The organism is Clostridium sp. ETTB3 (assembly GCF_053571985.1).
Genome location: NZ_CP199832.1, coordinates 2080218 through 2106511, shown reverse-complemented (window position 1 = coordinate 2106511; position 26294 = coordinate 2080218). Strand labels below are relative to the sequence as shown.

Annotated in this window: 28 protein-coding genes and 1 pseudogene; 21 read left to right on the top strand and 8 right to left on the bottom strand. The window is 25.0% G+C overall.

Features of this window, described 5'->3' with window-relative positions; all coding sequences use genetic code 11:
• Genes ACUN06_RS10375 through ACUN06_RS10355 form a run of 5 tightly spaced genes read left to right on the top strand, consistent with a single transcriptional unit; the run spans position 1 to position 4170 of the window.
• Positions 1–336, top strand: coding sequence for a sodium:proton antiporter (locus tag ACUN06_RS10375; protein WP_294126414.1), 336 nt, complete (start codon positions 1–3; stop codon positions 334–336).
• Positions 333–2330, top strand: a complete 1998-nt coding sequence (locus ACUN06_RS10370; RefSeq protein ID WP_449389749.1) for a proton-conducting transporter transmembrane domain-containing protein — start codon at positions 333–335, stop codon at positions 2328–2330. The genes ACUN06_RS10375 and ACUN06_RS10370 overlap by 4 nt, the downstream gene beginning before the upstream one ends.
• An 11-nt stretch (positions 2331–2341) precedes the next feature.
• The gene (locus ACUN06_RS10365) at positions 2342–3313 is read left to right on the top strand and encodes a respiratory chain complex I subunit 1 family protein (RefSeq protein WP_294161572.1); all 972 of its coding nucleotides are present in this window, start codon (positions 2342–2344) and stop codon (positions 3311–3313) included.
• A 13-nt stretch (positions 3314–3326) separates the two neighbouring features.
• Positions 3327–3770 (top strand): NADH-quinone oxidoreductase subunit B family protein, encoded by a 444-nt coding sequence (locus ACUN06_RS10360; protein ID WP_291731064.1) that lies wholly within the window; start codon positions 3327–3329, stop codon positions 3768–3770.
• Complete coding sequence (locus ACUN06_RS10355) at positions 3763–4170, top strand: 4Fe-4S binding protein (RefSeq protein WP_449389748.1); 408 nt, start codon at positions 3763–3765, stop codon at positions 4168–4170. The genes ACUN06_RS10360 and ACUN06_RS10355 overlap by 8 nt, the downstream gene beginning before the upstream one ends.
• A 31-nt stretch (positions 4171–4201) precedes the next feature.
• Here ACUN06_RS10355 and ACUN06_RS10350 read toward each other — a convergent pair whose 3' ends face one another.
• Positions 4202–4504 (bottom strand): hypothetical protein, encoded by a 303-nt coding sequence (locus ACUN06_RS10350; RefSeq protein ID WP_294397970.1) that lies wholly within the window; start codon positions 4502–4504, stop codon positions 4202–4204.
• A 294-nt stretch (positions 4505–4798) separates the two neighbouring features.
• Between ACUN06_RS10350 and ACUN06_RS10345 the strand changes: the two genes are divergently transcribed.
• The 4 genes from ACUN06_RS10345 to ACUN06_RS10330 all read left to right on the top strand — a co-directional run bounded on the left by ACUN06_RS10345 (position 4799) and on the right by ACUN06_RS10330 (position 7468).
• Entirely contained in the window at positions 4799–5242 is a 444-nt protein-coding gene (locus ACUN06_RS10345) for a hypothetical protein (RefSeq protein WP_291735824.1), read from the top strand.
• A 262-nt stretch (positions 5243–5504) separates the two neighbouring features.
• Entirely contained in the window at positions 5505–6053 is a 549-nt protein-coding gene (locus ACUN06_RS10340; protein WP_291735822.1) for a class I SAM-dependent methyltransferase, read from the top strand.
• Positions 6054–6120: 67 nt separating this feature from the next.
• Positions 6121–6435: a rhodanese-like domain-containing protein gene (locus ACUN06_RS10335; RefSeq protein ID WP_294126421.1), complete on the top strand. Its 315-nt coding sequence runs from the start codon at positions 6121–6123 to the stop codon at positions 6433–6435.
• A 157-nt stretch (positions 6436–6592) separates the two neighbouring features.
• On the top strand, positions 6593–7468 hold the full coding sequence (locus ACUN06_RS10330; protein WP_449389747.1) for an aldose 1-epimerase family protein: 876 nt from the start codon (positions 6593–6595) through the stop codon (positions 7466–7468).
• Between the two features lie 65 nt (positions 7469–7533).
• Here ACUN06_RS10330 and ACUN06_RS10325 read toward each other — a convergent pair whose 3' ends face one another.
• Entirely contained in the window at positions 7534–8280 is a 747-nt protein-coding gene (locus ACUN06_RS10325; RefSeq protein ID WP_449389746.1) for an N-acetylmuramoyl-L-alanine amidase family protein, read from the bottom strand.
• A gap of 211 nt (positions 8281–8491) precedes the next feature.
• Between ACUN06_RS10325 and ACUN06_RS10320 the strand changes: the two genes are divergently transcribed.
• The gene (locus tag ACUN06_RS10320) at positions 8492–8989 is read left to right on the top strand and encodes a DUF4358 domain-containing protein (protein ID WP_294126424.1); all 498 of its coding nucleotides are present in this window, start codon (positions 8492–8494) and stop codon (positions 8987–8989) included.
• Positions 8990–9064: 75 nt separating this feature from the next.
• Here ACUN06_RS10320 and ACUN06_RS10315 read toward each other — a convergent pair.
• Positions 9065–9343: pseudogene (locus ACUN06_RS10315) on the bottom strand (3D domain-containing protein); the annotation flags it as partial.
• Positions 9344–10112: 769 nt separating this feature from the next.
• Here ACUN06_RS10315 and ACUN06_RS10310 point away from each other — a divergent pair.
• The 5 genes from ACUN06_RS10310 (at position 10113) to ACUN06_RS10290 (ending at position 14536) form a co-directional block, all read left to right on the top strand.
• On the top strand, positions 10113–11180 hold the full coding sequence (locus ACUN06_RS10310; RefSeq protein ID WP_449389745.1) for a hypothetical protein: 1068 nt from the start codon (positions 10113–10115) through the stop codon (positions 11178–11180).
• On the top strand, positions 11177–11977 hold the full coding sequence (locus ACUN06_RS10305; RefSeq protein ID WP_449389744.1) for a TPM domain-containing protein: 801 nt from the start codon (positions 11177–11179) through the stop codon (positions 11975–11977). The genes ACUN06_RS10310 and ACUN06_RS10305 overlap by 4 nt, the downstream gene beginning before the upstream one ends.
• A 184-nt stretch (positions 11978–12161) precedes the next feature.
• Entirely contained in the window at positions 12162–13067 is a 906-nt protein-coding gene (locus tag ACUN06_RS10300; RefSeq protein ID WP_294367732.1) for a DUF5685 family protein, read from the top strand.
• Between the two features lie 35 nt (positions 13068–13102).
• On the top strand, positions 13103–13714 hold the full coding sequence (locus ACUN06_RS10295; RefSeq protein WP_294126428.1) for a J domain-containing protein: 612 nt from the start codon (positions 13103–13105) through the stop codon (positions 13712–13714).
• Positions 13715–13996: 282 nt separating this feature from the next.
• Complete coding sequence (locus tag ACUN06_RS10290; protein WP_294126429.1) at positions 13997–14536, top strand: hypothetical protein; 540 nt, start codon at positions 13997–13999, stop codon at positions 14534–14536.
• Positions 14537–14627: 91 nt separating this feature from the next.
• On the opposite strand, the gene ACUN06_RS10285 is transcribed toward ACUN06_RS10290, so the two are convergent.
• A complete protein-coding gene (locus ACUN06_RS10285) occupies positions 14628–16529 on the bottom strand; it encodes a type I glutamate--ammonia ligase (RefSeq protein ID WP_291733871.1) in 1902 nt (633 codons plus the stop codon).
• 311 nt (positions 16530–16840) lie between these two features.
• Here ACUN06_RS10285 and ACUN06_RS10280 point away from each other — a divergent pair, with 311 nt between their 5' ends.
• Both ACUN06_RS10280 and ACUN06_RS10275 read left to right on the top strand, forming a co-directional pair.
• Complete coding sequence (locus ACUN06_RS10280; RefSeq protein ID WP_291733872.1) at positions 16841–16990, top strand: hypothetical protein; 150 nt, start codon at positions 16841–16843, stop codon at positions 16988–16990.
• Positions 16991–17246: 256 nt separating this feature from the next.
• Positions 17247–17495 carry a hypothetical protein gene (locus ACUN06_RS10275; protein ID WP_294128026.1) on the top strand — a complete coding sequence of 83 codons (249 nt, stop codon included), beginning with the start codon at positions 17247–17249 and terminating at the stop codon, positions 17493–17495.
• 31 nt (positions 17496–17526) lie between these two features.
• Here the strand turns inward: ACUN06_RS10275 and ACUN06_RS10270 are convergent, their stop codons facing one another.
• On the bottom strand, positions 17527–18708 hold the full coding sequence (locus ACUN06_RS10270; protein ID WP_449389743.1) for an AI-2E family transporter: 1182 nt from the start codon (positions 18706–18708) through the stop codon (positions 17527–17529).
• 239 nt (positions 18709–18947) lie between these two features.
• Between ACUN06_RS10270 and ACUN06_RS10265 the strand changes: the two genes are divergently transcribed.
• Positions 18948–19106: a hypothetical protein gene (locus ACUN06_RS10265; RefSeq protein ID WP_294367741.1), complete on the top strand. Its 159-nt coding sequence runs from the start codon at positions 18948–18950 to the stop codon at positions 19104–19106.
• A gap of 136 nt (positions 19107–19242) precedes the next feature.
• Here the strand turns inward: ACUN06_RS10265 and nadC are convergent, their stop codons facing one another.
• The 3 genes from nadC to nadA are packed head-to-tail and all read right to left on the bottom strand — an operon-like array spanning position 19243 to position 22253.
• Complete coding sequence (gene nadC / locus ACUN06_RS10260) at positions 19243–20082, bottom strand: carboxylating nicotinate-nucleotide diphosphorylase (RefSeq protein ID WP_449389742.1); 840 nt, start codon at positions 20080–20082, stop codon at positions 19243–19245.
• Positions 20060–21343 carry an L-aspartate oxidase gene (locus ACUN06_RS10255; RefSeq protein WP_291733878.1) on the bottom strand — a complete coding sequence of 428 codons (1284 nt, stop codon included), beginning with the start codon at positions 21341–21343 and terminating at the stop codon, positions 20060–20062. The genes nadC and ACUN06_RS10255 overlap by 23 nt, the downstream gene beginning before the upstream one ends.
• A gap of 4 nt (positions 21344–21347) precedes the next feature.
• Entirely contained in the window at positions 21348–22253 is a 906-nt protein-coding gene (nadA, locus tag ACUN06_RS10250; RefSeq protein ID WP_291733882.1) for a quinolinate synthase NadA, read from the bottom strand.
• 170 nt (positions 22254–22423) lie between these two features.
• On the opposite strand from nadA, the gene ACUN06_RS10245 reads away from it, so the two are divergent.
• The 3 genes from ACUN06_RS10245 (at position 22424) to ACUN06_RS10235 (ending at position 26176) form a co-directional block, all read left to right on the top strand.
• Positions 22424–23569: a tetratricopeptide repeat-containing glycosyltransferase family 2 protein gene (locus tag ACUN06_RS10245; protein ID WP_294161593.1), complete on the top strand. Its 1146-nt coding sequence runs from the start codon at positions 22424–22426 to the stop codon at positions 23567–23569.
• Positions 23570–23682: 113 nt separating this feature from the next.
• Entirely contained in the window at positions 23683–25059 is a 1377-nt protein-coding gene (locus tag ACUN06_RS10240; protein WP_294161594.1) for an MBOAT family O-acyltransferase, read from the top strand.
• A gap of 13 nt (positions 25060–25072) precedes the next feature.
• On the top strand, positions 25073–26176 hold the full coding sequence (locus ACUN06_RS10235; protein WP_412345942.1) for a DHHW family protein: 1104 nt from the start codon (positions 25073–25075) through the stop codon (positions 26174–26176).
• Positions 26177–26294 lie beyond the last annotated feature (118 nt).

Sequence of the window (26294 nt, the reverse complement as noted above, 5' to 3'; positions counted from 1 at the left end):
ATGACAATTAATTATATTGGGGCCTTTTTTTTAATTGTTATTGGATTAGCAATAATAGTATTAAAAAGTAACCTAATAAAAATAGTTATTGGAATGGGTATCTTAGATTCAGGAATAAATTTATTATTAATTTCAATTGGATATAGAACTAATGGAACAGCGCCTATATTTACAGACAATAGTAGTTATTTTGTAGACCCTATTCCACAAGCATTAACTCTTACCTCTATAGTAATAGGTGCTTGTGTTACTGCACTTGCATTATCTTTAGTAATAAAAATTCATAAATATTATAATAGTATAGAAAGTGATGAAGTAAGGAGGATTAGGGGATGAGTACAAAGTTTATTTATAATCTTCCAATAATTTCAATAATGACACCTTTTATATTAGCCTTTGTTCTTGGATTATTTAAGGAAAAATATATACAAGCAAAAAGGGTATTAACTATTATAGCAACTTCAATATCTTTTATATGTGTATTATTACTTATTAATCCTATTTTCATTGAAAATAAAGTAATAGTAACATGGATGGGAAATTGGTTGCCGATTAAAGGAAATGCTTATGGTATATGTATTGAAATAGATGCATTAGGATTATTTTTAGGATTGATTATTACAGGAGCATCATTTTTATCATCAATATATTCACTAAAATATATGAGCAAAGATAACGGATTAGAAAAATATTATGTATTATTTTTATTATTGACATCAAGTATGATAGGTTTCGTATTTACAGGTGACTTATTCAATATGTATGTAATGCTTGAAATAATGACATTTGCAGCTATTTCATTAACTGCATTTAGAAATTATAAAGATAAGGCTGTAGAAGCAGCATTTAAGTATATAGTAACAGGATCACTAGGTTCATCTTTAATTTTACTTGGAACTTGTTTAATTTATAGTGAAACTAAAACTTTGAATTTAGCAGAAATATCATTGAAATTAAATTTGGATCAAGAAATGAGTCCAGTATTAATAGTTGCATTTTCTCTTATGATGGTTGGATATGCAGTTAAATCATTTATGGTTCCTTGTCATACATGGCCAACTGAAGCACATATGGCAGCACCATCATCTATATCAATGATACTTTCAGGGGTAATGAGTAAAACGGGTGTATATGCAATAATAAGATTAGTATTTATGATTTTTGGACTCGCTACTAATAAACCAGTAGGATATTTGATTTTAATATGGGGACTTATAACAATGGTTATAGGAGTTTCTATGGCGTTGTTACAACATGATTTTAAGAGGCTTTTAGCATTTCATTCAGTTTCGCAAATAGGTTATATAATTACAGCTTTGGGAATGGCTATTATTGAAAATAGTGAAGTAGGTGCAATGGTTTTAATAGGTGGTATTTATCATATGATAAATCATGCTGTTTTTAAAGGATTATTATTTTTAGTTGCTGGAGCTGTCTTGTATGTTACAGGAACTACTGATTTAGATTCTGTTTCTGGACTTGGAAAGAAAATGCCTTTTACAATGGCAATGTTTTTATTTGGAGCAGCTGCTATTAGTGGGATTCCGCCATTTAATGGTTTTGCATCTAAATGGATAATTTACGAGGCTGGATTTAATGGTGGTTTAGGAATTGCTTCAATAATAGCTATTGTTGTATCAGCTCTTACATTAGCATCTTTTATAAAAGTTGGACATTCTATATTTTTTGGACCACAAAAAAATAAGTATAAAAATATACAAGATGTACCTGTAACTATGAAAATCTCAATGGGGATTTTATCTATATTAACTTTGATTTTAGGATTGATACCAAAAATAGTTGTAGAAAATTTATTAATGCCAGTAATAAGAGCAATATATAATTTACGGCTTTATATTGGAAGTGCATTAGGAAATATAGATGAAATATTTGAATTTGGAGAAATTAGATTTAAAACTACTGGAATTTATAATCCAACAAACTTTTTAATATTATTTATAGTATTGCTTTTAGGAGTTTTATTATTTTTAATATTTAAGAGTGATAAGGCCGGAGAAGAAATAAATGAAAAATCAGATACTTCATTTGATATGAGTATATTTAAAAAGTATAAACATAAATATAAAAATGGAATAAATTATTCAAATGTCTCCATAGATTCAAGCTGTAAATATGAGGTTTTTATTGGTGGTGAAGATGGAGATAGTATTAAAGTTGGATCAAATGATTTATTTTGGGGAATGAAATATCAATTGAAAGAATATTTTAATGGAATTAAGGATGCCCATACAGGTAATGTTAATGATTATGCCTTATGGATTGTAGCAACATTATTGATAGTTACTATAGTTTTATTTCTATTTATATAGGAGGTGGGAATATGGAGTATTTTTTAAAATTAGTATATTTAATTTTATTTCCAGGTTTCATTTTTACAATAATTATGGGATTACTCATATCTGGAATAGATAGAAAAATAGTAGCTAGAATGCAAAGAAGAAGAGGACCTAAGATTATACAGCCTTTTTATGATATTGTAAAATTAATAGGAAAAGATACTATAGTTCCTAGAAATGCAAGTTCTAGATTGTTTATAATAGCACCAATAATAGCATTAGTAAGTATTTGTATAGTTCCAATTCTATTTCCTATATATAATCATGTAACACTTTTTGAAGGAACAGCAGATATAGTTGTAATTATTTATTTATTAATCATTCCCTCAGTTGCAATGATTGTTGGGGGAATTGCATCTGGGTCTCCATTTGCATCTATAGGGATTTCAAGAGAAGTTGTAAGTATGATTGCATATGAATTACCATTGATAACTTCAGTATTAGCAGTTTGTAAAAAGGCTGGAATGATTTCAGGGGAAGGAGTAATATATTCATTATCTAAAATAGCATCAGTACAAGAAGCTAATGGAAGTTTCATTTTTTCAATATCATTATTACCAGCAGCAATTGCATTTTTGATGATATTACCAGCTAAGATAGGAAGTTCACCATTTGATGTAGCAGAAGCAGAAACAGAGTTGTGTGAAGGTCCATTAGTAGAATATAGTGGATTACAATTAGGATTATTTAAATTAACTCATAAAATTAAGGCTTATGTTATTACTGCATTATTTGTAGTTTTATTTTTAGGTGGAATAGGTATTTCAAATACAAACTTTTTTTTATTAAATACATTAATACGTATAGTTTTAAGTATAGTTATAAGCATATTATTTTTATCAGTAGTAAGAGGGGTTATGGGAAGATATAAGAGTAATCAAATGTTTAAGTTTTATTGGATTGTTCCAACTATTTTAGCATTATTAAGTTATATATTAGTAAGCTTTAATTTATAAGGGGGGAGTTTTTATGTCATTAATAGAAAAGAGTAGAGAAAAATCTCCTTGGATATATCATTTAAACACTGGTTCATGTAATGGATGTGATATTGAATTACTTGCGTTACTTGGACCTAGATATGATGTTGAAAGATTTGGAGTTAAATTTGTAGGTTCTCCAAGGCATGCAGATATAATAGTTGTTACAGGGCCGGTTACAGTTCAATCTAGAAATAGAATGTTAAAGGTATTATCACAAGTTCCAGATCCAAAGGTAGTTGTTGCAATAGGGTCATGCCCAGCATCAGGCAATGTATTTAAGGATAGTTATGCTATTGATGGACCATTAGATAAATGGATTAAGGTAGATGTTACAGTTGCAGGATGTTCACCTAAACCAGAAGCAATTGCACAGGGAATTTTAAAAGCTGTAGAAATATTAAATAAAAAGAGGGAGGAAGAAACTTATGTTTAAGGTTCCTTACTTTTTAGAAGGAATAAGCAATATTTTTAAGCCGGTTTTAACAAATAAGGAAAAATTTGAAAATACAAAAGGTGCTGAAAATTATAGGGGAAAATTAATATTTGATGAAAATGCATGTATTGGCTGTGGAATTTGTATTAGAGTATGTGCTGGGGAAGCAATAACTAAGGAAGTAATACCTGTTGAAGGTGGTCAGGAAATAAAAATGACATTTGATTTAAGTTCATGTACTTTTTGTGGATTATGTACTGATTTTTGTCCAAAGAGTGCTATTAAAACTACAAAGGAGGTTATGATGGTAACAAATGATAAAGAAAAGTTAAAAATTGAAGGCAAATTTATTAAAAAATTACCTCCTAAGCCAGCTATAAAAACAAAGAAAAAAGAATAATTCTTAAAAAAGCACAGATATCTGTGCTTTTTTAAGAATAATAACTTTCAATTTTTGATTTTCTATTTAATAATTTATAATCTAAATTATTAGGGTGAACCTTAGTAAACCTTGCTGATTGCCAAAGTCCAAAACATTTATCAAATCTATAAAGTGAATTATCAATTTCTACTATTGGTGAATTATCTATATCAAATCCCTTAAAGGAAATATTTTTACCCTTTTCTTTTAAATATTTAAGTGCTTTTCCAAGCAATTCATCAGGATCAGGAATATTTCTTTCCTCTAAAAAAACTTGAAATGAATCTTTGGTGTTAATATAATTTTCGAGCATAGACAAAACCTCCTAATTTTTTTCTTGTATTTTATATTATATGTAATATGTAAAAAATTTACAATAAGAAAATAATAATTTATTAAAAAATCATTGGAATCAATTCCAAAATGGTAATTTCATTTAAAAAATACATTTTTAATTAAATATTTATATGAATAATTTTAAATTTAATTTATTAATTATTAAGATATTAAAATAAATAAATGATATTAATAGTTAGAATTTAGGTTAGTAACAGCAAATAAGAGTTTAGAATAATATACATTAAGCACTATATGGGGTAAGTGTTTAATGAAAAAAAATAATAATGATAAAAGTAAAAAATATGAAAATGCGAAGGATAATAATATTAATGATGAGGAAAGAGAGGAATTAATAAGTCAAATAGGTATATTAGATTTATCTATTTTTGGACTTTGTTTAATAGTATATGCAGCTATTAGTAATATTAAATATTTAGAATGGCAAAAATCTAAAATATTAGATCAATTAAATAATAGTGATTATTCAAGTTTAATGCAGGATTTATCAGGGGTTCCGATTAAAGCTAATATGATATATTTATTTGTAACGTCTATATTTTTTGGAGTTATACTTAATAATTATAGAATTGTTTCTTCTAAGGTTGGAGAGGAAAGAGATGAAAAGGAAATAAGAAATTCATATAAAAGTATAATAGCTATTTTATTAATATTATTGGGTACATCTATTAATTATGAAGTACTACATTTTTAAAGGGGCTGTCGCACTAAAACTTTTATACACAATATATTGTTTTAAAAATAAAAATAAATACAATATATTGTAGTATTTATTCTTAATGCGACATCCCAAAATTATTAAAAAATAAATGAAATATATTTACTATATGGTTTAAAATGGTATAAAATATATATTATTGAATAATTAATAATATTTTAATTATAATTACATTTTAAAATAAAATCCAAGTTAATAATTTTGTATAAGTTAATAAAAATTTAAGGGGGATAAGTATATGAAAGTTATTGTTGGGGCAGGAAAAACGAAATATGATGGATGGATTTCAACACAAGAAGATGAATTAAATTTGCTAAATATGGAACAATGGGAAAATTTAAAGGGAGATAAAGAAATTGAAGCTATATTAGCAGAACATGTATGGGAACATTTATCACTAGAGGAAGGTAAGGAAGCTGCTAAAAATTGTTTTAGGTTTTTAAAAGAGGGAGGATATGTAAGATGTGCAGTTCCAGATAAAAATTTTAAGAATGCATTATATCAAAGTACAATTAAAATAGGTGGACCAGGAGAAGAAAATCATCCTGCTACTAATCATAAGATAGTTTATGATTATAAAACATTAGTAAAAGTATTTGAAGAGGCTGGATTTGAAGTATCTTTATTAGAGTATTGTGATGAACATGGAGATTTTCATTATAAACCATGGGATGAATCTAAAGGAAAGATATATAGAAGCTATAGATTTGACAATAGAAATTCTAGTAATAAATTAGGTATGGTATCAATTATAATAGATGCTGTAAAGCCAATAAAAAATAAGTAACTTGTAAATAATAAATATTATTACTATAATTAATTTAGATGAAAATAAAAAAGAAGGTGTAGATATAATGAATTCATTTAAATCAATTAATAGTAAAATAGCTGAAAAATTAATAAATGAATGCAAAGATTTAATAATTATAGATGTAAGAAGATTTAATGAATATAAAACAGGAAAGATTCCTAATGCAATAAACATACCTATTGAAGAATTAGAATGGGAAATAGAAGATTTAAAAGAAAATATAAATAAGCCAATTTTAATTTATTGTAAAGTAGGAAATAAAAGTGCATTAGCATGTCAAATGTTAGAGGAAGAAGGATTTGTTAACCTTTATAACTTAGGGCAAGGTATTTTAGGGTATGAAGGTAAATTAGTTTAAAAAATAATGTATTTAAAATAGTAAATAATTATGATTTACTGTTTTAAATATGTTTTTTTTATTTTTTTATATTAAACTTATGTAAAATTAATATATAATATAGAAGTATCATATAAGATAACGTTTAAATTTTAATAATAGATGGGGAGTTGAAGAAGTGTTATATACATTAGAAAATGAAAAATTTAAAATTATAGCAAATAATCATGGTGCAGAACTTAGTAGTATTAGCTCTAAAGAAGATGGAACAGAATACTTATGGAATGGGAATAAAAAATATTGGGGATATCACGCACCAGTTTTGTTTCCAATAGTTGGTAAGGTTAAAGGTGGAATATATAGAGTAGATGGTAAAGAATATAATTTACCACAACATGGATTAGCTAGAGTTCGTGAATTTGAATTAATAGAAAAAAGTGAAAATAAGTTAGTATTTGAGTTACTTTATTCAGAAGAAACTTTAAAGATATATCCTTATAAATTTTCTTTAAAGATAACTTATTCATTAGTTGAGGATGGAGTTATAACAGCATATACTGTTGAAAATAAAGATGATAAGGATATTTATTTTTCAATAGGAGCTCATCCAGCATTTATGTGTCCTATAAAAGGTGGAGAATTAATAGATGATTATTATTTTGAGTTTAATGAAAAAGAAACTGTAAATAAAATGCCTATTAATAAAGAAGGATATATAAAAAGGGAAACAGTAAAATGTTTAAATAATAGTAATATTATTAATTTAAGTTTTGATGTATTTAAAAATGATGCATTAGTATTTAATGATTTAAAGTCTAATAAAATAAGTTTAAAATCTGTTAATCATGATAGATATGTAACAATGGATTTCACAGGTTTTCCTTATATGGGATTATGGACAAAGCCTACAGGTGCACCATTTGTTTGTATAGAACCATGGTATGGTCATGCTGATTTTGAAGACTTTGATGGTGAATTAAAAGATAAGGATGGAATACAAAAACTAGAAGTTGGAGAAGTATTTAATGCTTCATATACAGTTACAGTAAAATAATATTTAATTATACAAAAAGAAAGCAGATAATAATCATTATAGAAATTATTTGCTTTCTTTTTATATTATTTAGTAGTATCATTTTTATATTCAACAATTGCAGAATAAAGAGCCTTAGCACAATTTAATTGACCAGAAGAAGAAGAAAGAAATTTTTCATCAGAAGAATTGCTTAAAAAACCTAACTCAATTAAAGAAGAAGTATTTTCATTTAACTCTAAAACTGCTAATTCTTCTCCAGAAACATAAGAACGTACTCCTCTATTAGTAGTATAATTTAAATCAATTAATGATTGTTGAAGATATTTAGAAAGGTTTAAGCTTTCATTATCTTTAGGATTATACCATGTTTCAACTCCACGTATTTCTTTAGAATCAGCACTATAGTTACAATGAATAGAAATAAAAATGTCAGCATTACTTATATTAGAAATTTTAATTCTTTCTTTTAAACTATCATTTGCTGTTTTTACCCAATCTATTTTATCACTTGAACGTGTATAAATTACTTTAAAATTATCATCATTTTGAAGTAATTCACCAAGTTTTAAGGAAATAGATAGTGCAATATCCTTTTCTGCGGTTCCATTTACATTTATAGCCCCATAATCCCAATCACCATGACCAGGATCTATACAAACTACATATTTAGATGTTTCTTCTACTTTAGGAATTGCAAGATTAAATGTAGCATGAGTGGCAGTTTTATTTGATATAATAATATTAATAATGATAATAACTATAAATAAAATTATGGTTGTAAAAATACACTTTATTATTCGTTTACGTTTCTTTTTTCGAATATAAAGCATTTTCCTTTTGTTATCTAAGTTAAATGAATTTTTATATATATAAATCACCTCTCAGACAATAAATAATAACTATATAATAAGTATAATATAATTGGTAAAATATGTAAATTGACTTTGGGTAAAAAAATATTATAATATTGATAGAACATTTTAATATATATGTTAGTCTAATTAATAAACAAAAGAAACTTATATAGTGAGGTTAATAAAAATGAAAAAAATATTAGTAAGCACATTAATTGCAATAATGGTAGGAGCTACTTTAACTGGATGTGGAAATAGTGGGAATGGAAATAATAGCATTCAACAAGGGCAACAAACTTCATTATCAGCAAAAGAAATTGTAGAAAAGTTAGGTGAAGAAGAGTTATTTATGATGCCAATGATGGTAGAAGATGAAATGGCTCAAGAGGTATACAATTTAAATTTAGATGATGTAGTAGATTATGGAATATTAGTACCAGGAATAACAGCACAACAAGATGAAATTATAGTAGTTAAAGCTAAAGAAGGAAAAGTAGATGCTGTAAAAGCTTCATTAGAAGAACATCTTAAAGATTTATTATCTCAACGTTTATATCCTACATATATGGAAGCAGCTGAGGAAGCTAAAGTTGAAGTAAATGGTGATTTAGTTTCTTTATTTATTTTAGATAGTGAAATTAAAGAAAGTGTAGAAGAGCAATATTACAAATTAATTAAAAAATAAATTAATATAAATATTTAAAAGAGTATATTATTTAAAGATATGTTTATAAAAATAATATACTCTTTAATTTTTATTTTACCATTCACCAGGATATGCAATAAGGTATAATGATACTGTTTGAACACCCCAGTTAATACATTCATCTTCAGAATTTAAAAATAAATCAATTCTATTTCCATTAATTAATCCACCTGTATCAGATGCAATAGCTAAGCCATAGCCAGGTATGTAAACTTTTGAGCCTAATGGAATTATAGAAGGATCTACAGCAATGGTACTAATACCATCAGGATCACGTACAGGAGTAGTACCCATATATGTAATTGTATCACCTGCATAAGCAGTACTCATCATTGTATAAACTTCTTTATAATTGTTAGTTGGATTAGATTCAATTTTTATATTATCAGAATTAGTAGTGGATAATGCATCATCAACTTTTTTTTCTTCAATATTTTTATTATGAATATTTAAATCATTAATAATAGTTTCAGATTTAGATTTAAAATCAATGTTAATAGATTTATCAATATTATTTATATTAACAGCATAAATATCATTATTAAAGTCATAAATATTAGTATTTAAATCTTTTTTTTCTAAATAATTTGCATTAACAGCTTCAGAATTTATATTATTTAAAATACTTGCTTGTGCATAAATTCCATTTATGCTAAGTAGTGATATAGCAAGTGAAGTTGTTAAAGCTATAATCTTTTTAAACAGAAAATACACCTCCAAAATTATGTGTTTAATTTCTTTGTCATGCATAACTAGGTTATACTATATCCATAAAAACATGTCAAATTCATATGGAGTATAATGGGAAAGAAAAAAATTACAAATTTTATATGGTTAAATAAGGATAAAGTATTCTAGCACTTTAAATTAAAGGTCTTAAAGCATATTAATTATAAAAAGTCAATAAAAATTTAAAGGGAAATTTAAACTTTTATACCTTTAATTTAATAAAAATAAAAAGAATAAAAATTTTAATATATATAAATAATTTTAAAAATAAATATATAGATAAAAAAGTAAGATAGTTATATAGAATATTAAATGAAAAAATATGGTATAATTTATAATATGTAGTTATTTTAAAATGTAAAGAGGGAGAATTATGGCTGTTATAACTTATAGGTGTCCAAATTGTGGAGCAGAAATTAAATTTGATCCTACCTTACAAAAGGGAAAATGTGACTTTTGCATGAGTGAATTTACTGTTGCAGATATAGAGCGTTTAAATAATGGTAATAAGGAACATATAACAAATGAAAACTTAGATAAAGAATATAATAATGAGTGGAATAATATTAAAGAAAATACTTCATATTATTCATGTCCTAGATGTGGGGCAGAAATAATTTGTGATAAAAATACAACTGCCACATTTTGTTGTTACTGTCATGGTCCAATAGTATTAAATGATAAGTTTAATGGAGATTTTAAACCATCAAAGGTTATACCATTTAAGATAAACAAAGAAGCTGCAATTAATAATTTTTTAAAATGGAGTAGTAAAAAATGGTTTTTACCTAAAGAGTTTTCATCATATAAACAATTGGAAAAGATTACAGGAATATATATTCCATTTTGGCTAGTTAATTCAAATGTAACAGGGGAAATGAGTGCAAGATGTAAAAGAATAAATACATGGGTAAGTGGTGATTACAGATATACAAAAACAGATGTATATAATGTATATAGGGAAGTTAATTTAAATTTTAATAATGTTCCTCATAATGCTTCAAGTAAAATGGATGATGATATTATGGAAAGTATTGAACCATATAATTCAAGTGAACTAAAAGACTTTTCTATAGCATATTTACCAGGTTTTTTTTCAGAAAAATATGATAAAGGTAAAGAAGAGGTCTTGCCTTTAATTGAAAATAAGATAAGAAAAGGTACAAATGAAATATTAAGAAACTCTATAGGCGGATATTCTACAATTGAAGTTGTAGGAACACGTGAAAATTTTAATAAAACCTCTTGTAATTATACATTAATGCCAGTATGGATGATTACATATAGCTCAGGAAATAATAATTATATTTTTGCATTAAATGGTCAAACTGGAAAGGTATTTGGTTCATTACCAGTATCAAAAGGTAAAATAGCTATATTATTTATATTAGTGTTTATATTAGTATTTTTAGGTGTATTAGTAGGAGGTATGTTTATATGAAGAGTATGGTAAAGAAAATAATACCTTTTATTAGTTCAATTATTATATCCTTAATATTTACAATTACTATAAATGCAGATTTAAATTTTGTTGTGGATGATGCTAACTTATTATCATTGCAAGAGGAAACAAAATTAAGAATTGATTTAGAAAATTTTAAAAATGAATATAATATGGATGCTGTTATAGTGACATCTAATAATTTAAATGGAAAAAGTCAACAAGATTATGCTGATGATTATTTTGATTATAATGGATATGGTGTTGGAAAAGAAAAAAGTGGATTGTTATTACTAATAGATATGGAGAACAGAAATATATGGATATCTACATCAGGTGAAGCAATAAAATATTTTACTGATAATAGAATAGACAATATAGTTGAAGATATAACTTCGTATTTAAAGAATGGAGATTATTTTGGTGGTTGTAATGTATTTATAAATGATATAAATAATTATGTAAAAGAAGGAATACCAACAAATAAATATGTTAAAGGTAAACCTACTAAAAATATTGTTTTTATTGGATTAGCAGCAGGAGCCATAGTAGCTTCTAGTGTATGCTTTTTAGTTGTTAATTCATATAAAAATTCAAAATCTGTATCATCAGTTAATTATGCAGATAGAAATTCAATAGTTTTTACTCGTAAAAAAGATAGGTTTATTAATACTTATACAACAAGAACTAAAATAGAGAGAAATAATAATAATAATAATAATAATTCAGGTGGAACAAGCTCAACTCATACATCAAGTAGTGGAAATACACATGGTGGGGGCGGAGGAAGCTTTTAAAATAAATTAAAAGTAAGATTATATAAAAGGAAGAAGGATTGGTTTAACTAATTTTTAAGTCTTTTGTATAATCTTATTTTTTATTGTGAAATAATAATGAAAAAAACTTAGATAAATTGATAAATAAATATAAATAAACTATACTAATGTTATAAAAATTACAGTATATTAAAGGAGTGATTATTTGTTTGGTTATGTAACTCCACTTAAGCCAGAACTTAAAATTAGGGAATATGAAATGTTTAAAAGTTATTATTGTGGTGTATGCACGCATATTAAAGAGTATTTTGGAAATATTCCAAGGCTAACTTTAAACTATGATATGGCATTTTTAGGAGTATTATTAGATGCGTTACATAATGAATCACCAAGTATTAATTTTAAAAGATGTATAGCACATCCATTAAATAAAAAACCAATGATACTTAACAATAAAGCATTAGAATATGCTGCAGCAATGAATGTTTCATTAGTATATTATAAGTTTATTGATGATGTTAATGATGATAAAGACATAAAAAGTAAAATGAAAATCTTAGTATTAGAACCTTATAAAAGAAAGTTTAACAGAAATGTTACTAATATTAATGATATAATAGAAGAAAATTTAAAGTTGCTATCAGAATTAGAGGAAAATAAGAATTTTACTTCTATAGATGAAATAGCAAATCCATTTAGTTTAATAGTTGCAAAAATTTTAGAATTATATCCAGAAACTTTTGAAGGGGATTGTCAAGATATTAGATATGAACTTTATGATTTAGGATATGCATTAGGAAAGTGGATTTATTTAATAGACGCATTGGATGATTTAAAAGAAGATATGGAAAAGAAAAAATTTAATCCTATTAACTTTTTATATAATAAGGAAAATAAATCATATGATGATTTTATAAAAGAAATTAAACCAAGAATTGAATTTACTATATTGAATTGTGGATATAATTGCAAGGAGTCATTAGAAAAGCTACCTTTAAAGAGAAATAAGGAAATACTTCAAAATATAATTAATCTTGGTATGATGGACAAATATGAAAAAGTAATAAATAGTTGTAACTGCAAGGATAAGAAGAAAAGAGTAGATAGATAATATAAAAAATAATAAGATAAAAAGGAGTGTTAAAAATGAATCCATATGAGGTATTAGGTGTTAAGCCAGGAGCTTCTCAAGAAGAAATAAAATCAGCATATAGAAAGTTAGTAAAGCAATATCATCCAGATCAATATGGTGATAATCCACTTAAAAATTTGGCAGAGGAAAAGCTTGCTGAAATAAATAAAGCATATGATATGATAAAAAATAATAATGAAGGAAATTCTACATATAATTCATCATCTAATGGATATAATGAAAGTTATAATTCTTATGGTAATAATTCTGTAATTTATGCTGAAATTAGAGGATTAATACAAAATAGAAATATAAGTTTGGCAGAAAGAAAATTAAATGAAATAAGAGATAGAAATGCGGAGTGGTATTATTTATATGGAAGAATAATGTTAGCTAAGGGATGGTTTGAATCTGCTTACAATAATATTCAAAGGGCATGTAAAATGGATCCAAATAATTTTGAATATAGGCAAACACTAAATCAACTAAAAGAAAGAAGCAATTCATATAGTCAAACATATAGAACATCTAATGGAAATATGAATGCATGTGATTGTTGTATGCAATTATGGTGCTTAGATTCATTATGTGAATGCTTTGGTGGAGATTTAATAGGATGCTGTTAGGGAATTAATAGTTAGGAGTTAAGGATGAAAGCTTAAATCAGTGACAAGTGGAAAGTAGAGAGTGGCAAGTGGAAAGTTAACGAAAAAATATATTTTAAGGGGATATCGCATTAAGAATAAATACTACAATATATTGTGTATAAAATTTTTAGTGCGACAACCCCATCCATAAATTATCACTTGTCACTTCAAACTTGAAACTTGAAACTATAAAAGTATTTTCAAGAAATTCCCTAAGGAATTTCAACATTAACTACAAACTACCTAAAGGGGGGGATTTTTATGAATGCAAGGGATATGGCTCTTGGAGGAGTATTGGTTGCATTAACTAGTATAATCTTATATATGGCTTCTGTTATACCTACAAGCACATTAACAATTTTAACTATTGCTTCAGCATTAATACCAATATGTATAATAAGAAGTAATGTTAAAACAGCAATATTTGTTTATTTTGCATCAAGTCTAATTTCATTTTTCTTAGTTAAAATTAACATATCATTATTATATTTTATTTTCTTTGGAGTATTTGGAATAATTAAGTTTCTTATAGAAAGATTAAGAAATGGAAGGGTAGAAATGATATTAAAACTAATATTTTTTAATATTTCATTTTTTATTGGATTTATAGTAATGCAAAATATATTAGGATTAAATATAATTGCAGGATTAAAAGAAGTTATTTTTAATGTTTTTAATATTTCATCAAAAAATATAGCAATTATTTTACTATGGCTAATAGCACAGCCTGTATTTTTGATTTATGATTATGCAATGACACTTATAATTACATTTTACATGGAAAAAATTCATGGAAGATAATTATTAAAAATATGAAAAAGGGAACTACCTAATGGGAGGGTACTGAAAAACATTAAGTTTTTCAGTGCCCTAGCCTAATGGCAGCTACTTTTTATATGTCTAAAAGATTCTTTTTATAAGAAGAATACATATTTCTTAATAAACTCATTTTATATTCTAATTCTAAATATAAATCTGAAGCTAATTCTAAGTTGTTTTCTGTAATTGCATCTTTAAGTCTTGTGAAAAGAGACTTTGTAGAATTGGTATCCTTCATTATATATAATCTTAATTCATGAATTTTCATCCAATTAGTTAAATCTAAATCTAGTGCTTTATTTGCATCATGAAGGCATTTACAAGATCTTATTTCAGAAGTGAATTTATTAACTATTCTATGAGAAATTTCCATTTTCCATCTAGTAATAGTTGCTATTCTAAAACTATTAATAAGCTGATCAGTCAATACTCCATTTCTTTTTAAGACTTCTACCTTTTCAGGATATCTATCTAAAGCAGTAATATTTTCATATATTGTTGCAGGTGCCTTGCTGAAATATTTATTTCTTTCTTCTTCAGTGAAATCTTCAAATACATCTTCTTCAGCTCTATATTTTCTATTCTTTTCTAGGTAATCTGCAGCTTCACCATATTCTTTAGATAGTTCTGCTAAAAGTTCATCTTCTGTTTTTTTATTATTAACTGCATAAAGAATACCATCAAGCATTGCCATATAACATACTGCAATAGTTATATATGCATTTGAATGTGGATTTGGTGAACGAAGTTCAAATCTTGTAGCAAGGGGATTTGATAAGTCTCTAATTAAACCAACTAATATAGATCTATTTCTTGATGGATTACTAGGTGATAATCCAAGAGAAGTAACTATACAAACAGGTGCTTCAAATCCAGGCTTTAATCTTTTTAATGAGTTATTAGTTGAAGATATAAATGGATTCATAACTTCATAGTTTTTAAGTAATCCCATAAGAGAACCATATCCTAAGATACTTAAGAAATGTTCTTTATTTGTATGGAAGAGGTTTATTCTTTTACCGTTTTTAAGCTTTAAGCTAATTCCTAAATGAACGTGCATACCAGAACCAGCAACACCATCAAGTGGTTTAGCCATAAATGTAACATCTAAACCGTGCCTTCTATAAGTTTCTTGAACTAATATTTTTATAAATAGTTCATTATCAGCAGCTTGAATAGCATCAGAATATTTCCAGTCAACTTCTATTTGCTCCATTACATGATTAAAGTTACCAGAAGCATCTAATTTAGCTTTAACTCCACCAACTTCTTTATGACCCATTTCAGGTTCAAATCCATAGGCCTCCATTAATAGTAATGTTTCTTCTAGGGCTGTACGAACTTTTCCTTTAGTTCTTGTCCAATATTGTTCATGAAGAACTTGGGAAGTAGATAATTCTTCTATTTCAGCATCACTATTTGGTGTTTTAACCCAAAACTCTAATTCTGTAGCTGATGTAATGATTATTTCTTTTATATCATCTTTTTTTATATTATAGTTGCTTAATATTTCTGGATTTGTATCAAAGATATTCCATAAAGTTTCTTTAAAAGTATTAACTGCATTACGTAATATATTTCTTGAATCAACAGGTTTATTATCGTGATATAAGAAACAAGGTATTCTTAATGTACCAATAGGTTTATTTGTTATAGAATCTATAAAATCGTAGTTATAGTCAACAAACCATTTACTATCTAAATCAGTTATCATATCAACTTTAGCATTATTTAATGTTGCAATTCCAGGAAGTACAACTGATGATCCATCTGTTTGAACTGCAACTCCATGAAGGAAAGAGTCAATATCCTCTAAAAATAAGTTTACAGGAATTTTTTCATCTGTATCATTTCCAGAAAGATCAATACCAACAAATGAAACAAATTTAATTTCTGGATGATTAGATAATATTTCTATTATCTGGTCTTTTGTATGATTTTCCTTTGGTATAGTATAAAGTAAATTATCAATCATAAGCCTAATTTTACAATAATTAATATATTGTAAAATATATTCACATCCCTTCTTTTTTAGTCGAATAATATTTTGAATATTAAAAATAATATTCGTGAAGTCTTTATAGAAATTTTATTATAATTTAAATAAATATGTCAATAGGGTTTTATTTTTATATTGTAATAAAATTTTAAATTTATTATAATTAATTATCTTTTACAAATTATAACATAAAATTTGAGTATTTACTTATATTTATGTTTAAAATTATACAATTTGGTTAAAATAAGTATAATTAATTGTAAGATATATAATAATGAGGTGAAGATATGAATAAGGTTTTATGTCCTAATTGTGGTGAAGTTATTTTTGAAAATCCAGAATGTGAAGCTAATGGGATCATTACATGTGATAAGTGTAATAATAAAATAAAATGGGAATGTAATGGGAAAAATACAATAACTAAATTATATACATAAAAATTAGTTTTCTTTATATATAGAAATTTATATAAAGAAAACTTTTTTTATATAAGGGCAGTTATCAAAGAATAAAAATTTTGAAGTTGTAAAGATAAAGGTATTAATATTTAAAGCTAGAAAATTTATACCATGAAGTAGAGTTGGATATAGATATAGCATCATAAAAGCATATTAATTGAAAAAATATAATAAAATAATATGTATAATAAAATATTATTTTATAAAAGGTAAAGTTTAATAATGGGGTGAAAAAGTGAGTAAATATTTCAATTTAAAAAGTCAAAAGATTCAAGGTAGCATAATTACTATTTTAGTAATAATAGAAATATTAATTGTTTGTAAAATATTCTTTTTAAATTATAGTGATTTATTTACAAGGAATGGAATATTTTTAGTTGTACTAGGATTTTTAATTACAGTATTAAAAAATGATAAAGTAAAATTAGGACAAACTATAATTGAAGGTGGATTGTTTATAATGATTTTAAGTTGTTTTATATAAAATATGTAAAATGCACACTTTTAAGTGTGCATTAATTGCTTTTGTTTAAAGATGCATAAGTATCATACCATTTATTAAATAAAACTCTTATAGAAGCAGCAATAGGAACAGCAAGTAACATACCTAATAAACCACCTATTTTACCGCCTATTAAAATAGCCATAATAGTAAACACAGGATGAAGCCCTACACTTTGCCCAACTATTTTAGGTGCTAATAAGTGGTTATCGATTTGTTGAACTATAAGCATTGCTATAATTGCATAAACTACTTTTATGGGAACCCCACTTAATAATCCTATTATGGCAGCTAGTATAGTACCAACTAATGGCCCTACATAAGGAATCATATTACATATACCAGCAATAATACCTATAATAATTGAATAATCTATTGTAACAATAGCTAATGCAATTGCAGATAAAACACCAACACAAAAGCCTTCTAATAATTGACCACGAATAAATTTTGAAAATGAATCAATTACAATTGCAAAGATGTCAGAAATTTTTTTACCAGTAGATGTATTTCTAAAAATTAAATAATAAATTTTTTTCCACAAGTTAATAAAGTATTCATAATCACTTAAAATATATATGCTTATAATAAAAGCAATAAAAAATGTTGCTATACCACTTCCAATAGACAGTATATTAGAGCTCATCACTCCAAGATTGTTAATTATATATTTTTGAAAGCCGTTTAAAATTTGAATTATATATGGCTCAAGTGAATTAATAAATGGAATATTTAAATCCCTTAAAGTAGATTTTATTGATGATGTATTAAGAGAATTAGAATTTAAATAAGAAGAAATATCAGTTATTATCTTACTTAGTGTTGTACTTTTTGAAATTTGTCCTCCTATCATAAAGTAAATTCCCCAAATTATAGATAAAATTATACTAATAATAAGAATATAAGAAATTAAAATTGAAATAATTCTTCGAGTTCCTTGTTTTTTTACTTTTAAAAATTTATTTTCTTTTAAAAAGTTTTCAAATATTTTCATTAAAGGAAAAAGTAAATAAGCAATTATTATAGCAATAAGTAATGGTTTTATTAAATTAAATCCTGAACTAATAAAAGAAAATATAGTAGTAAATATTATTCCAATGTTAGTAAGGATTATTAATGCTAAAAATATTGCTATAGCTGTTAAAGTAACATATATAGAGTATTTTAGTAATTTTTTATCAAAGTGTATCTTCATGATTTCCCACCTTTCAATAATAAATATTAAAATATATATAAATTATAGTATAACATAAATGGTTAAGGTTTAAGATAGCAATAAAATATTCTAATTATATAAATTATTAATTTTAAGTAAACTATATATTAACAAAAAATATATAGTAATATTTTTGATATTAAATATATATAATATAAACAATATAAAAACTTAATATTAAAAAATGGGTATTGAGTTATTTTTAGGAGGAGTTAAATATGGAAAATATCTATTCACAAATTGACATTAATGCATATGTTGCAAGATATATTGACGAAAATGGATGTAGCTTAAATCAGGCTTGCGAAGAGCTTGAAATAGATCCTTCAAAGGTATTTTCAGTATCAACTGATTATGATGAAGGTGAATTACAATAGTATAGAAAGGGAATAAAAGAGGCTATATTTAAAGTATAGCCTCTATGATAACGTATAATATAATTTTATTATACTTTTTTTCTAAATGAAAGGAATTTATAAAAAATAAAAAAAGCATATACTGACTTTTTATTTATTATATTTTAGTGAAATTTTTCAATGATATATCAAATGCTTTAACAGAATGAGTTAATTCTCCAGAAGAAATAAAATCAACACCAGATAATGCATAACTTCTAATAGTATCTAAAGTTATGTTTCCAGAACATTCAGTAATAGCTCTTCCAGCAATTAATTTTACCATTTCTTTAGCTTGATTTGGAGTCATATTATCAAGCATTATAATATCAGCACCAGCTTCAATAGCTTCTAATATTTGTTCTTTGTATTCAGTTTCAACCTCTATTTTTCTAACAAAAGAAGAATTTTCTTTTGCTAATTTAATGGCATTTTTAATACTTCCTGCATAACCAATGTGATTATCTTTAATTAATATTCCATCAGATAAGGAAAAACGATGATTATGGCCACCACCAATTTTAACAGCATATTTTTCTAATATTCTTAAATTAGCAGTAGTTTTTCTTGTATCTAAAAGTTTAGTATTAAGTCCTTCAAGTTTTTTTACATATTTATTAGTTAAAGTTGCAATTCCGCTCATTTTTTGAAGTAAGTTTAAAGCAACTCTTTCACCCATTAAAATATTAAGGGCATATCCATAAAGTTCACCAATAATATCTCCTTTAGTAACACTAGAACCTTCATTAATAAAGGATTTAAAGGTAACATCACCAAGAATAGTAAAGACTCTTTCAAATACAGGTAATCCACATATAATACCATCTTCTTTAGCAATTAATGAAGCTTTGGCTTTAGAGCCATTTGTAACAATAGAAGAAGCCGTTATATCTCCATAAGGAATATCTTCTTTTAATGCATCATTTATTATTTTATCAACAATTAAATAGTTTAGCATATCTGTTATCCACCTTTTCTTTCAAAAATTTTATTAATTCTTCATATGAATCTAAGGCATATGATTTTGGTTCTTTAATAATTTCTTTAAATGAAATTTCATTAATTTTTGAATTAATATTTTCAGCTGCTTGTTTTCCAAATACTAATGCTTCAAGCAATGAATTACTTGCAAGTCTATTACTTCCATGGACACCTGTACAGCTAACTTCACCAACAGCATAAAGGTTATTCATAGATGTTTTTGAAAATAAATCTACCTTAATCCCACCCATACAATAATGATGAGCAGGGGCTATTGGTAATAAATCTTTATCCATTTCATACCCTCTTTTTAAACATTCATTGTATAAAAAAGGAAATCTATCTATTAAAAAATCTTTTGATTTTTTTGTCATATCAAGATAAACATAAGGTTTATTAGGAGTAGATTCTATTTCTTTTAATATTGCAGATGATACAATATCCCTAGGAAGCAAAGAGTCAATAAATTGTTCTTTATTTTGGTTTAAAATTATTCCACCTTCACCACGAAGAGATTCAGATAAAAGTAGTTTCTTTCCTTTAACTTTAGGTTCATATAAAACAGTAGGATGTAGTTGTAAATATTCCATATCTTTAATAGAAATATTATTTTTTAAACTTATATTTAACCCATCTCCAGTTAGATATTCAACATTAGTAGTTGATGTAAATATGCCTCCAATACCACCAGTTGCTAAAATAGTAAACTTACTATTTATACTATAAGTTTTAGAAGAATTTTTTAAAATTCCTCCATAACAAATATTATCTTCACAAATTAAATCTATTAAAGTTGTATTTTCAAGCATGGTTATATTGTTTTTTTGAGCTACCTTATCTAATAAGGTTTCAGTAACCGCTTTTCCTGTTTCATCTTTAACATGTATTATTCTAAATTCGCCATGTCCACCTTCACGAGTATAATTTAATTTATCATTTGTTTTATCAAAAGGAACTCCAAGTTTAACTAAATTATTAATATTTTCAATTGAATTTTTTATTAATAACTTAACAGCTTCAGGATTATTGTTATAATTTCCAGCCTTCATAGTATCATTAAAATAATTTTCTTCATCAAAAAAGCCAAGAGAAGTAGAAATACCACCTTGAGCAAGATAACTATTACAATCTTTAAAGCTATTTTTAGTAATCATTAATATCCTAATATCATCTCTTAAATTAAGTGCAGTATAAAGGCCTGCAATTCCTGTACCAACTATTAAAACATCATAATTCATAATGTTACACAGATAGAAGATGCATATTTTCTAAAGCTTTATGTGCTTTAAATCTAAGCTCTTCGTCAATATTAACTTCAAATTCTTCATTTTTTAAACAATTATATAAGTCATTAAGAGATATTTTTTTCATATTAGGACAAATCATTCCTGTTTTTGTTGGAATAAAAGTTTTATTGGGACTCTTTAATTTCATTTCATAAAAAACTCCTTCTTCTGTTACAACTATAAATCCATTTGCATTAGAAGAAGCGCTATAATTAATAAGTTCAGATGTACTTCCAATATAATCTGCTAAATTACGAACAGATTTATTACATTCTGGATGAACTAAAACAGGATAATCAGGGTATTTTTCCTTTAATTCGAGAATTTCATCCTTTTCTATTCTTTCATGAGTAGGACAAAAACCAGGATATAAAGTAAAGTTTTTATTTGGAATTTGTTCAGATAAGTAACTTCCTAAGTTTCTATCCGGTAAGAAAATTACTTCATCAGTATCTAAATTATTTAATATATTAATTGCAGATGATGATGTTACACATACATCTGATAAAGCTTTTATATCTAAATTTGAGTTAATATAACTTACAACCTTAGCATTAGGATGCTTGTCTTTTAATTCTTGAAGCCTATCTACTAAAGCCATATCTGCCATTGGGCATGTTGTATTATTTGATGGAATAAGTATTTTTTTATTAGGTGAAAGAATTTTAGCACTTTCAGCCATAAATTTTACTCCACAAAAAATTATTAAATCTTTATCACTTTCCATTGCTTTTTTACTTAAAAAATAAGAATCACCAACTATATCAGCAATTTCTTGAATTTCATCACGTTGATAAAGATGAGCAACTATTAATGCATTTTTTTCTTTTTTTAATTTTAATATTTTTTCTTTTAAGTTCATTTTCACACTTCCTTTTTTGTATATTACAGGTGTATATACATTAGGTTAACATAAAAATACATAACTTTCAATACGTGGTAAATGCGAGAGGTGATTTTGCAATAAGATTGTACATATTTAAAATAAATATCGTATTATAATATGAATATTATTTTGGAGGATTAATATATATGGAGAAAAACATTACTTTAAGTTTGTGTATGATAGTTAAGGACGAGGAAAAAACATTGGCAAGATGTTTAAATTCGGTAAAATCATTTATAGATGAAATTATAATAGTAGATACTGGATCTAAGGATAAGACAAAAGAAATTGCAAAAAGTTTTAATGCACAAATATATGATTTTAAATGGATAAGTGACTTTTCAGCAGCAAGAAATTTTTCTTTTAGCAAAGCTACTAGCGATTATATATTATGGTTAGATGGTGATGATTTTATAGATGATGAAAACATTAGTAAGATAGAGAACTTATTAAAAAGTTTAGATACTAAATATGATTATGTAAGTGGACAATATATATTATCAAGAAATGAAGAAGGAGGAGTGAATTCAGTTTTAAGGAGAAATAGAATTGTTAAAAGAACAAGAAATTTTAAATGGATAGGAAAAGTGCATGAATATTTAGAAGTATATGGACAAGGATTTAATGGAGACTTTGCAATAGAGCATGGAAAAGTTAAAGTTCATACAGATAGAAATTTTAGGATATTTAAAAAAATGGAAAATGAAGGCGTAGAATTTTCTCCAAGGGATATGTATTATTATGCAAATGAGTTAATGGATAATGGACAATATGCTAAAGCAATTGATGAGTATAAAAGATTTATTGCAACTAAACAGGGATGGATAGAAGATGTAAAGGGAGCATATTTTAGAATTATAAATTGTTATAAAATATTAAATAAAACAGAAAATATACTAGATATTGTTTTTGAGGCATTTAAAATAGATGTACCAATGGCTGAAATAGTTTGTAGTTTAGCAGAATACTTTTTTGAGAAAAATAATTTTAATCAAGCAGCATTTTGGTATAAAACAGCATTAAATTGTATTCCTAATAAAGATAATCCATCTCTATCTAATATTGCTTATTATAGTTGGATTCCTAGTTTACAGCTTTGTGTTTGTTATTATAATTTAGGAAAGATTAATTGTGCATATTTCTTTAATGAATTAACAGCAAATTTTGTTGGTGAATCTGATAAGGTAATATATAATAGAAAATTATTTGATGATATATATGAAAATTTAAATATGAAAAAGCCTAATTTAAAATATCCTTTAAGAGCAGATGACTATATTAATTATTTATAAAAATATTTATGGAACAAAGACATATTATAATTTGTCTAATTAAAGAAGTAGGTCTTCAAGTTTTTGTTATTGTAAATTAACTTGAAGACTACATAACAAAGGAAGTGAATAAAGTGGTTTTCAGTAGTATTTTATTTATATTTAGATTTTTACCAATTGCTATGGGAATTTATTTTTTAACACCTAAAAAATTAAAAAATTTAAGTTTGCTTATACTTAGTTTAATCTTTTATTCATGGGGAGAACCTAGATACTTTTTACTCATGATTGCTTCTATATTTGTAGATTATTTTATAAGTATTAATATTGAAAAAAATAATAAAAATAAAAAAATAAAAATTCTTCTTTTAGCTATATCTATAATATTTAATGTAGGAATTTTATTTTTCTTTAAGTATATTAATTTTTTTATAGAAAATATAAATAGTATTTTTAATATGTCATTGAATAATGTAAAAATAACTTTACCTTTAGGAATAAGTTTTTATACTTTTCAAACTATGTCATACACAATAGATGTGTTTTTGGGAAAAGTTAAAGCAGAAAAAAATATAATTAATTTTGGGGCATTTGTATGTTTGTTTCCACAACTTATTGCGGGACCAATAGTGAAATATATAGATATAAGTAAGGAGTTAAAAAATAGAGATATTAATTTAGATGAAATTCAAGAAGGAATAAGATTATTTATTTTAGGATTGGGAAGTAAGGTTCTTATTGCAAATAATATAGGAAGCCTTTGGAATGAAGTTGAAACAATGGGATTTAATAATATAAGCACTATTCTTGCTTGGATGGGAATAATAGCCTTTTCATTACAAATATATTTTGATTTTAATGGATATTCACTTATGGCAATTGGGCTAGGAAAAATATTAGGATTTAATTTTCCTAATAATTTTAATTATCCATATGAATCTAGAAGTATTACTGAATTTTGGAGAAGGTGGCATATAACTTTAGGACAATGGTTTAAGCAGTATGTATACATACCTTTAGGAGGAAATAGATTAGGAAGAGCAAGAACTTATTTTAATTTATTTATAGTATGGTTTTTAACAGGGCTTTGGCATGGGGCAAGTTATAATTTTATATTATGGGGACTATATTTCTTTATATTAATATGTATAGAAAAAAATGGATTATTAAATTTGTTAAATAAACATAAATTAATTTCTCATATATATACTATATTTTTTATTTTAGTTGGATGGATATTATTTGCTGTAATTGATTTAAATCAAATTATAAATTTTTTTAAAAAAATGTTTATATTTAATGCAGGAAATGAATGGATTTATTATTTAAGAAACTATATTATTACTTATAATATTGCTATTATATTTTCAACTAGTTTTCTAAAGAAAATATACAATAAATTTGTTAAAAGTAATATAGTAGACACTATAATTTTAATAACAATTTTTTTATTATCAATAGCTTATTTAGTTGATTCATCTTACAATCCATTTTTGTATTTTAGATTTTAGGAAGGCGTTTTATATGAAAAGAAGATATTTATTATATTGTTTTACAGTAATTATTTACATAGTTACTATAATAAGTTTTATTGATAAAGATAAGATATTTTCAGAATTTGAAAATAGAAATTTAAAAACAAATGTTAGGTTTTCTATTAATAAGTTTGTTAATGGTAGCTTTCAGGAAGAATATGAAGAATATATAAATGATCAGTTTCCGTTAAGAAATCAATGGATAAGTATAAAATCACTAAATGAATATTTATTAGGTAAGATTGAAAATAATGGGATTATATATGGGGAAAATAAATGGCTTTTTGAAAAGTTTACTTCATTAAATAAGGTAAAGCTTAGTAATAATATTAATGCAATAAATCAATTTAGTAAAAAATATGATAAAAGTGTATCTGTAATGATTGTACCAAATTCCTATGAAATATATAATGAAGATTTGCCAAGAGGTTTATATCAAATTGAACAAGAGAAAATAATAAAAGATTTATATTCAAATTTAATATATTCAAATAATATTAATTTATTAGATAAATTTAAAGATGAAAAAAATAACTATATTTATTATAAAACAGATCATCATTGGACAACATATGGTGCATATTTAGCGTATTGTAGTTTTATAGAATCAATTGGTATGAAACCTATAAATTTAAATTATTATAATAGCAATGAGATAAATGGATTTTATGGTTCTTATTTTTCAAAAGCAAAGCCATTTAATATATCAAGTGATATTATTAAATATTATGATTTTGAAGATTTAGAAATGAATATATTGGGAGGTGAAGTTTATAATTCTATTTATGATTTTTCAAAAATAAATTCTAGAGATAAATACTCTATGTTTATAAGAGGAAATAATGCATTAACTATAATAAATAATAAAAATTTAAAAAATGGTAAAAAAATTTTAGTTATAAAGGATTCATTTGCAAATTCATTAGTACCATTTTTAACGCAAAATTTTGAAGAAGTACATATTATTGATTTAAGAAGTTTTAATATTAAAATTAGTAACTATATGGAAGAGAATGATTTTGATAATATTTTAGTTTTATATAATTTTATAAATTTATCAACTGATAGTGACATAATAAAAATTAAATATTGATTTTTTATATGCATCATTACTTAAATTATAAAGTAATGGTGTATATTTTTTTGAAAAGTAATTTTTTTAATGATTTAAGTAACAATAAGCATCTAAAGACATAATATAAAGTATAGAA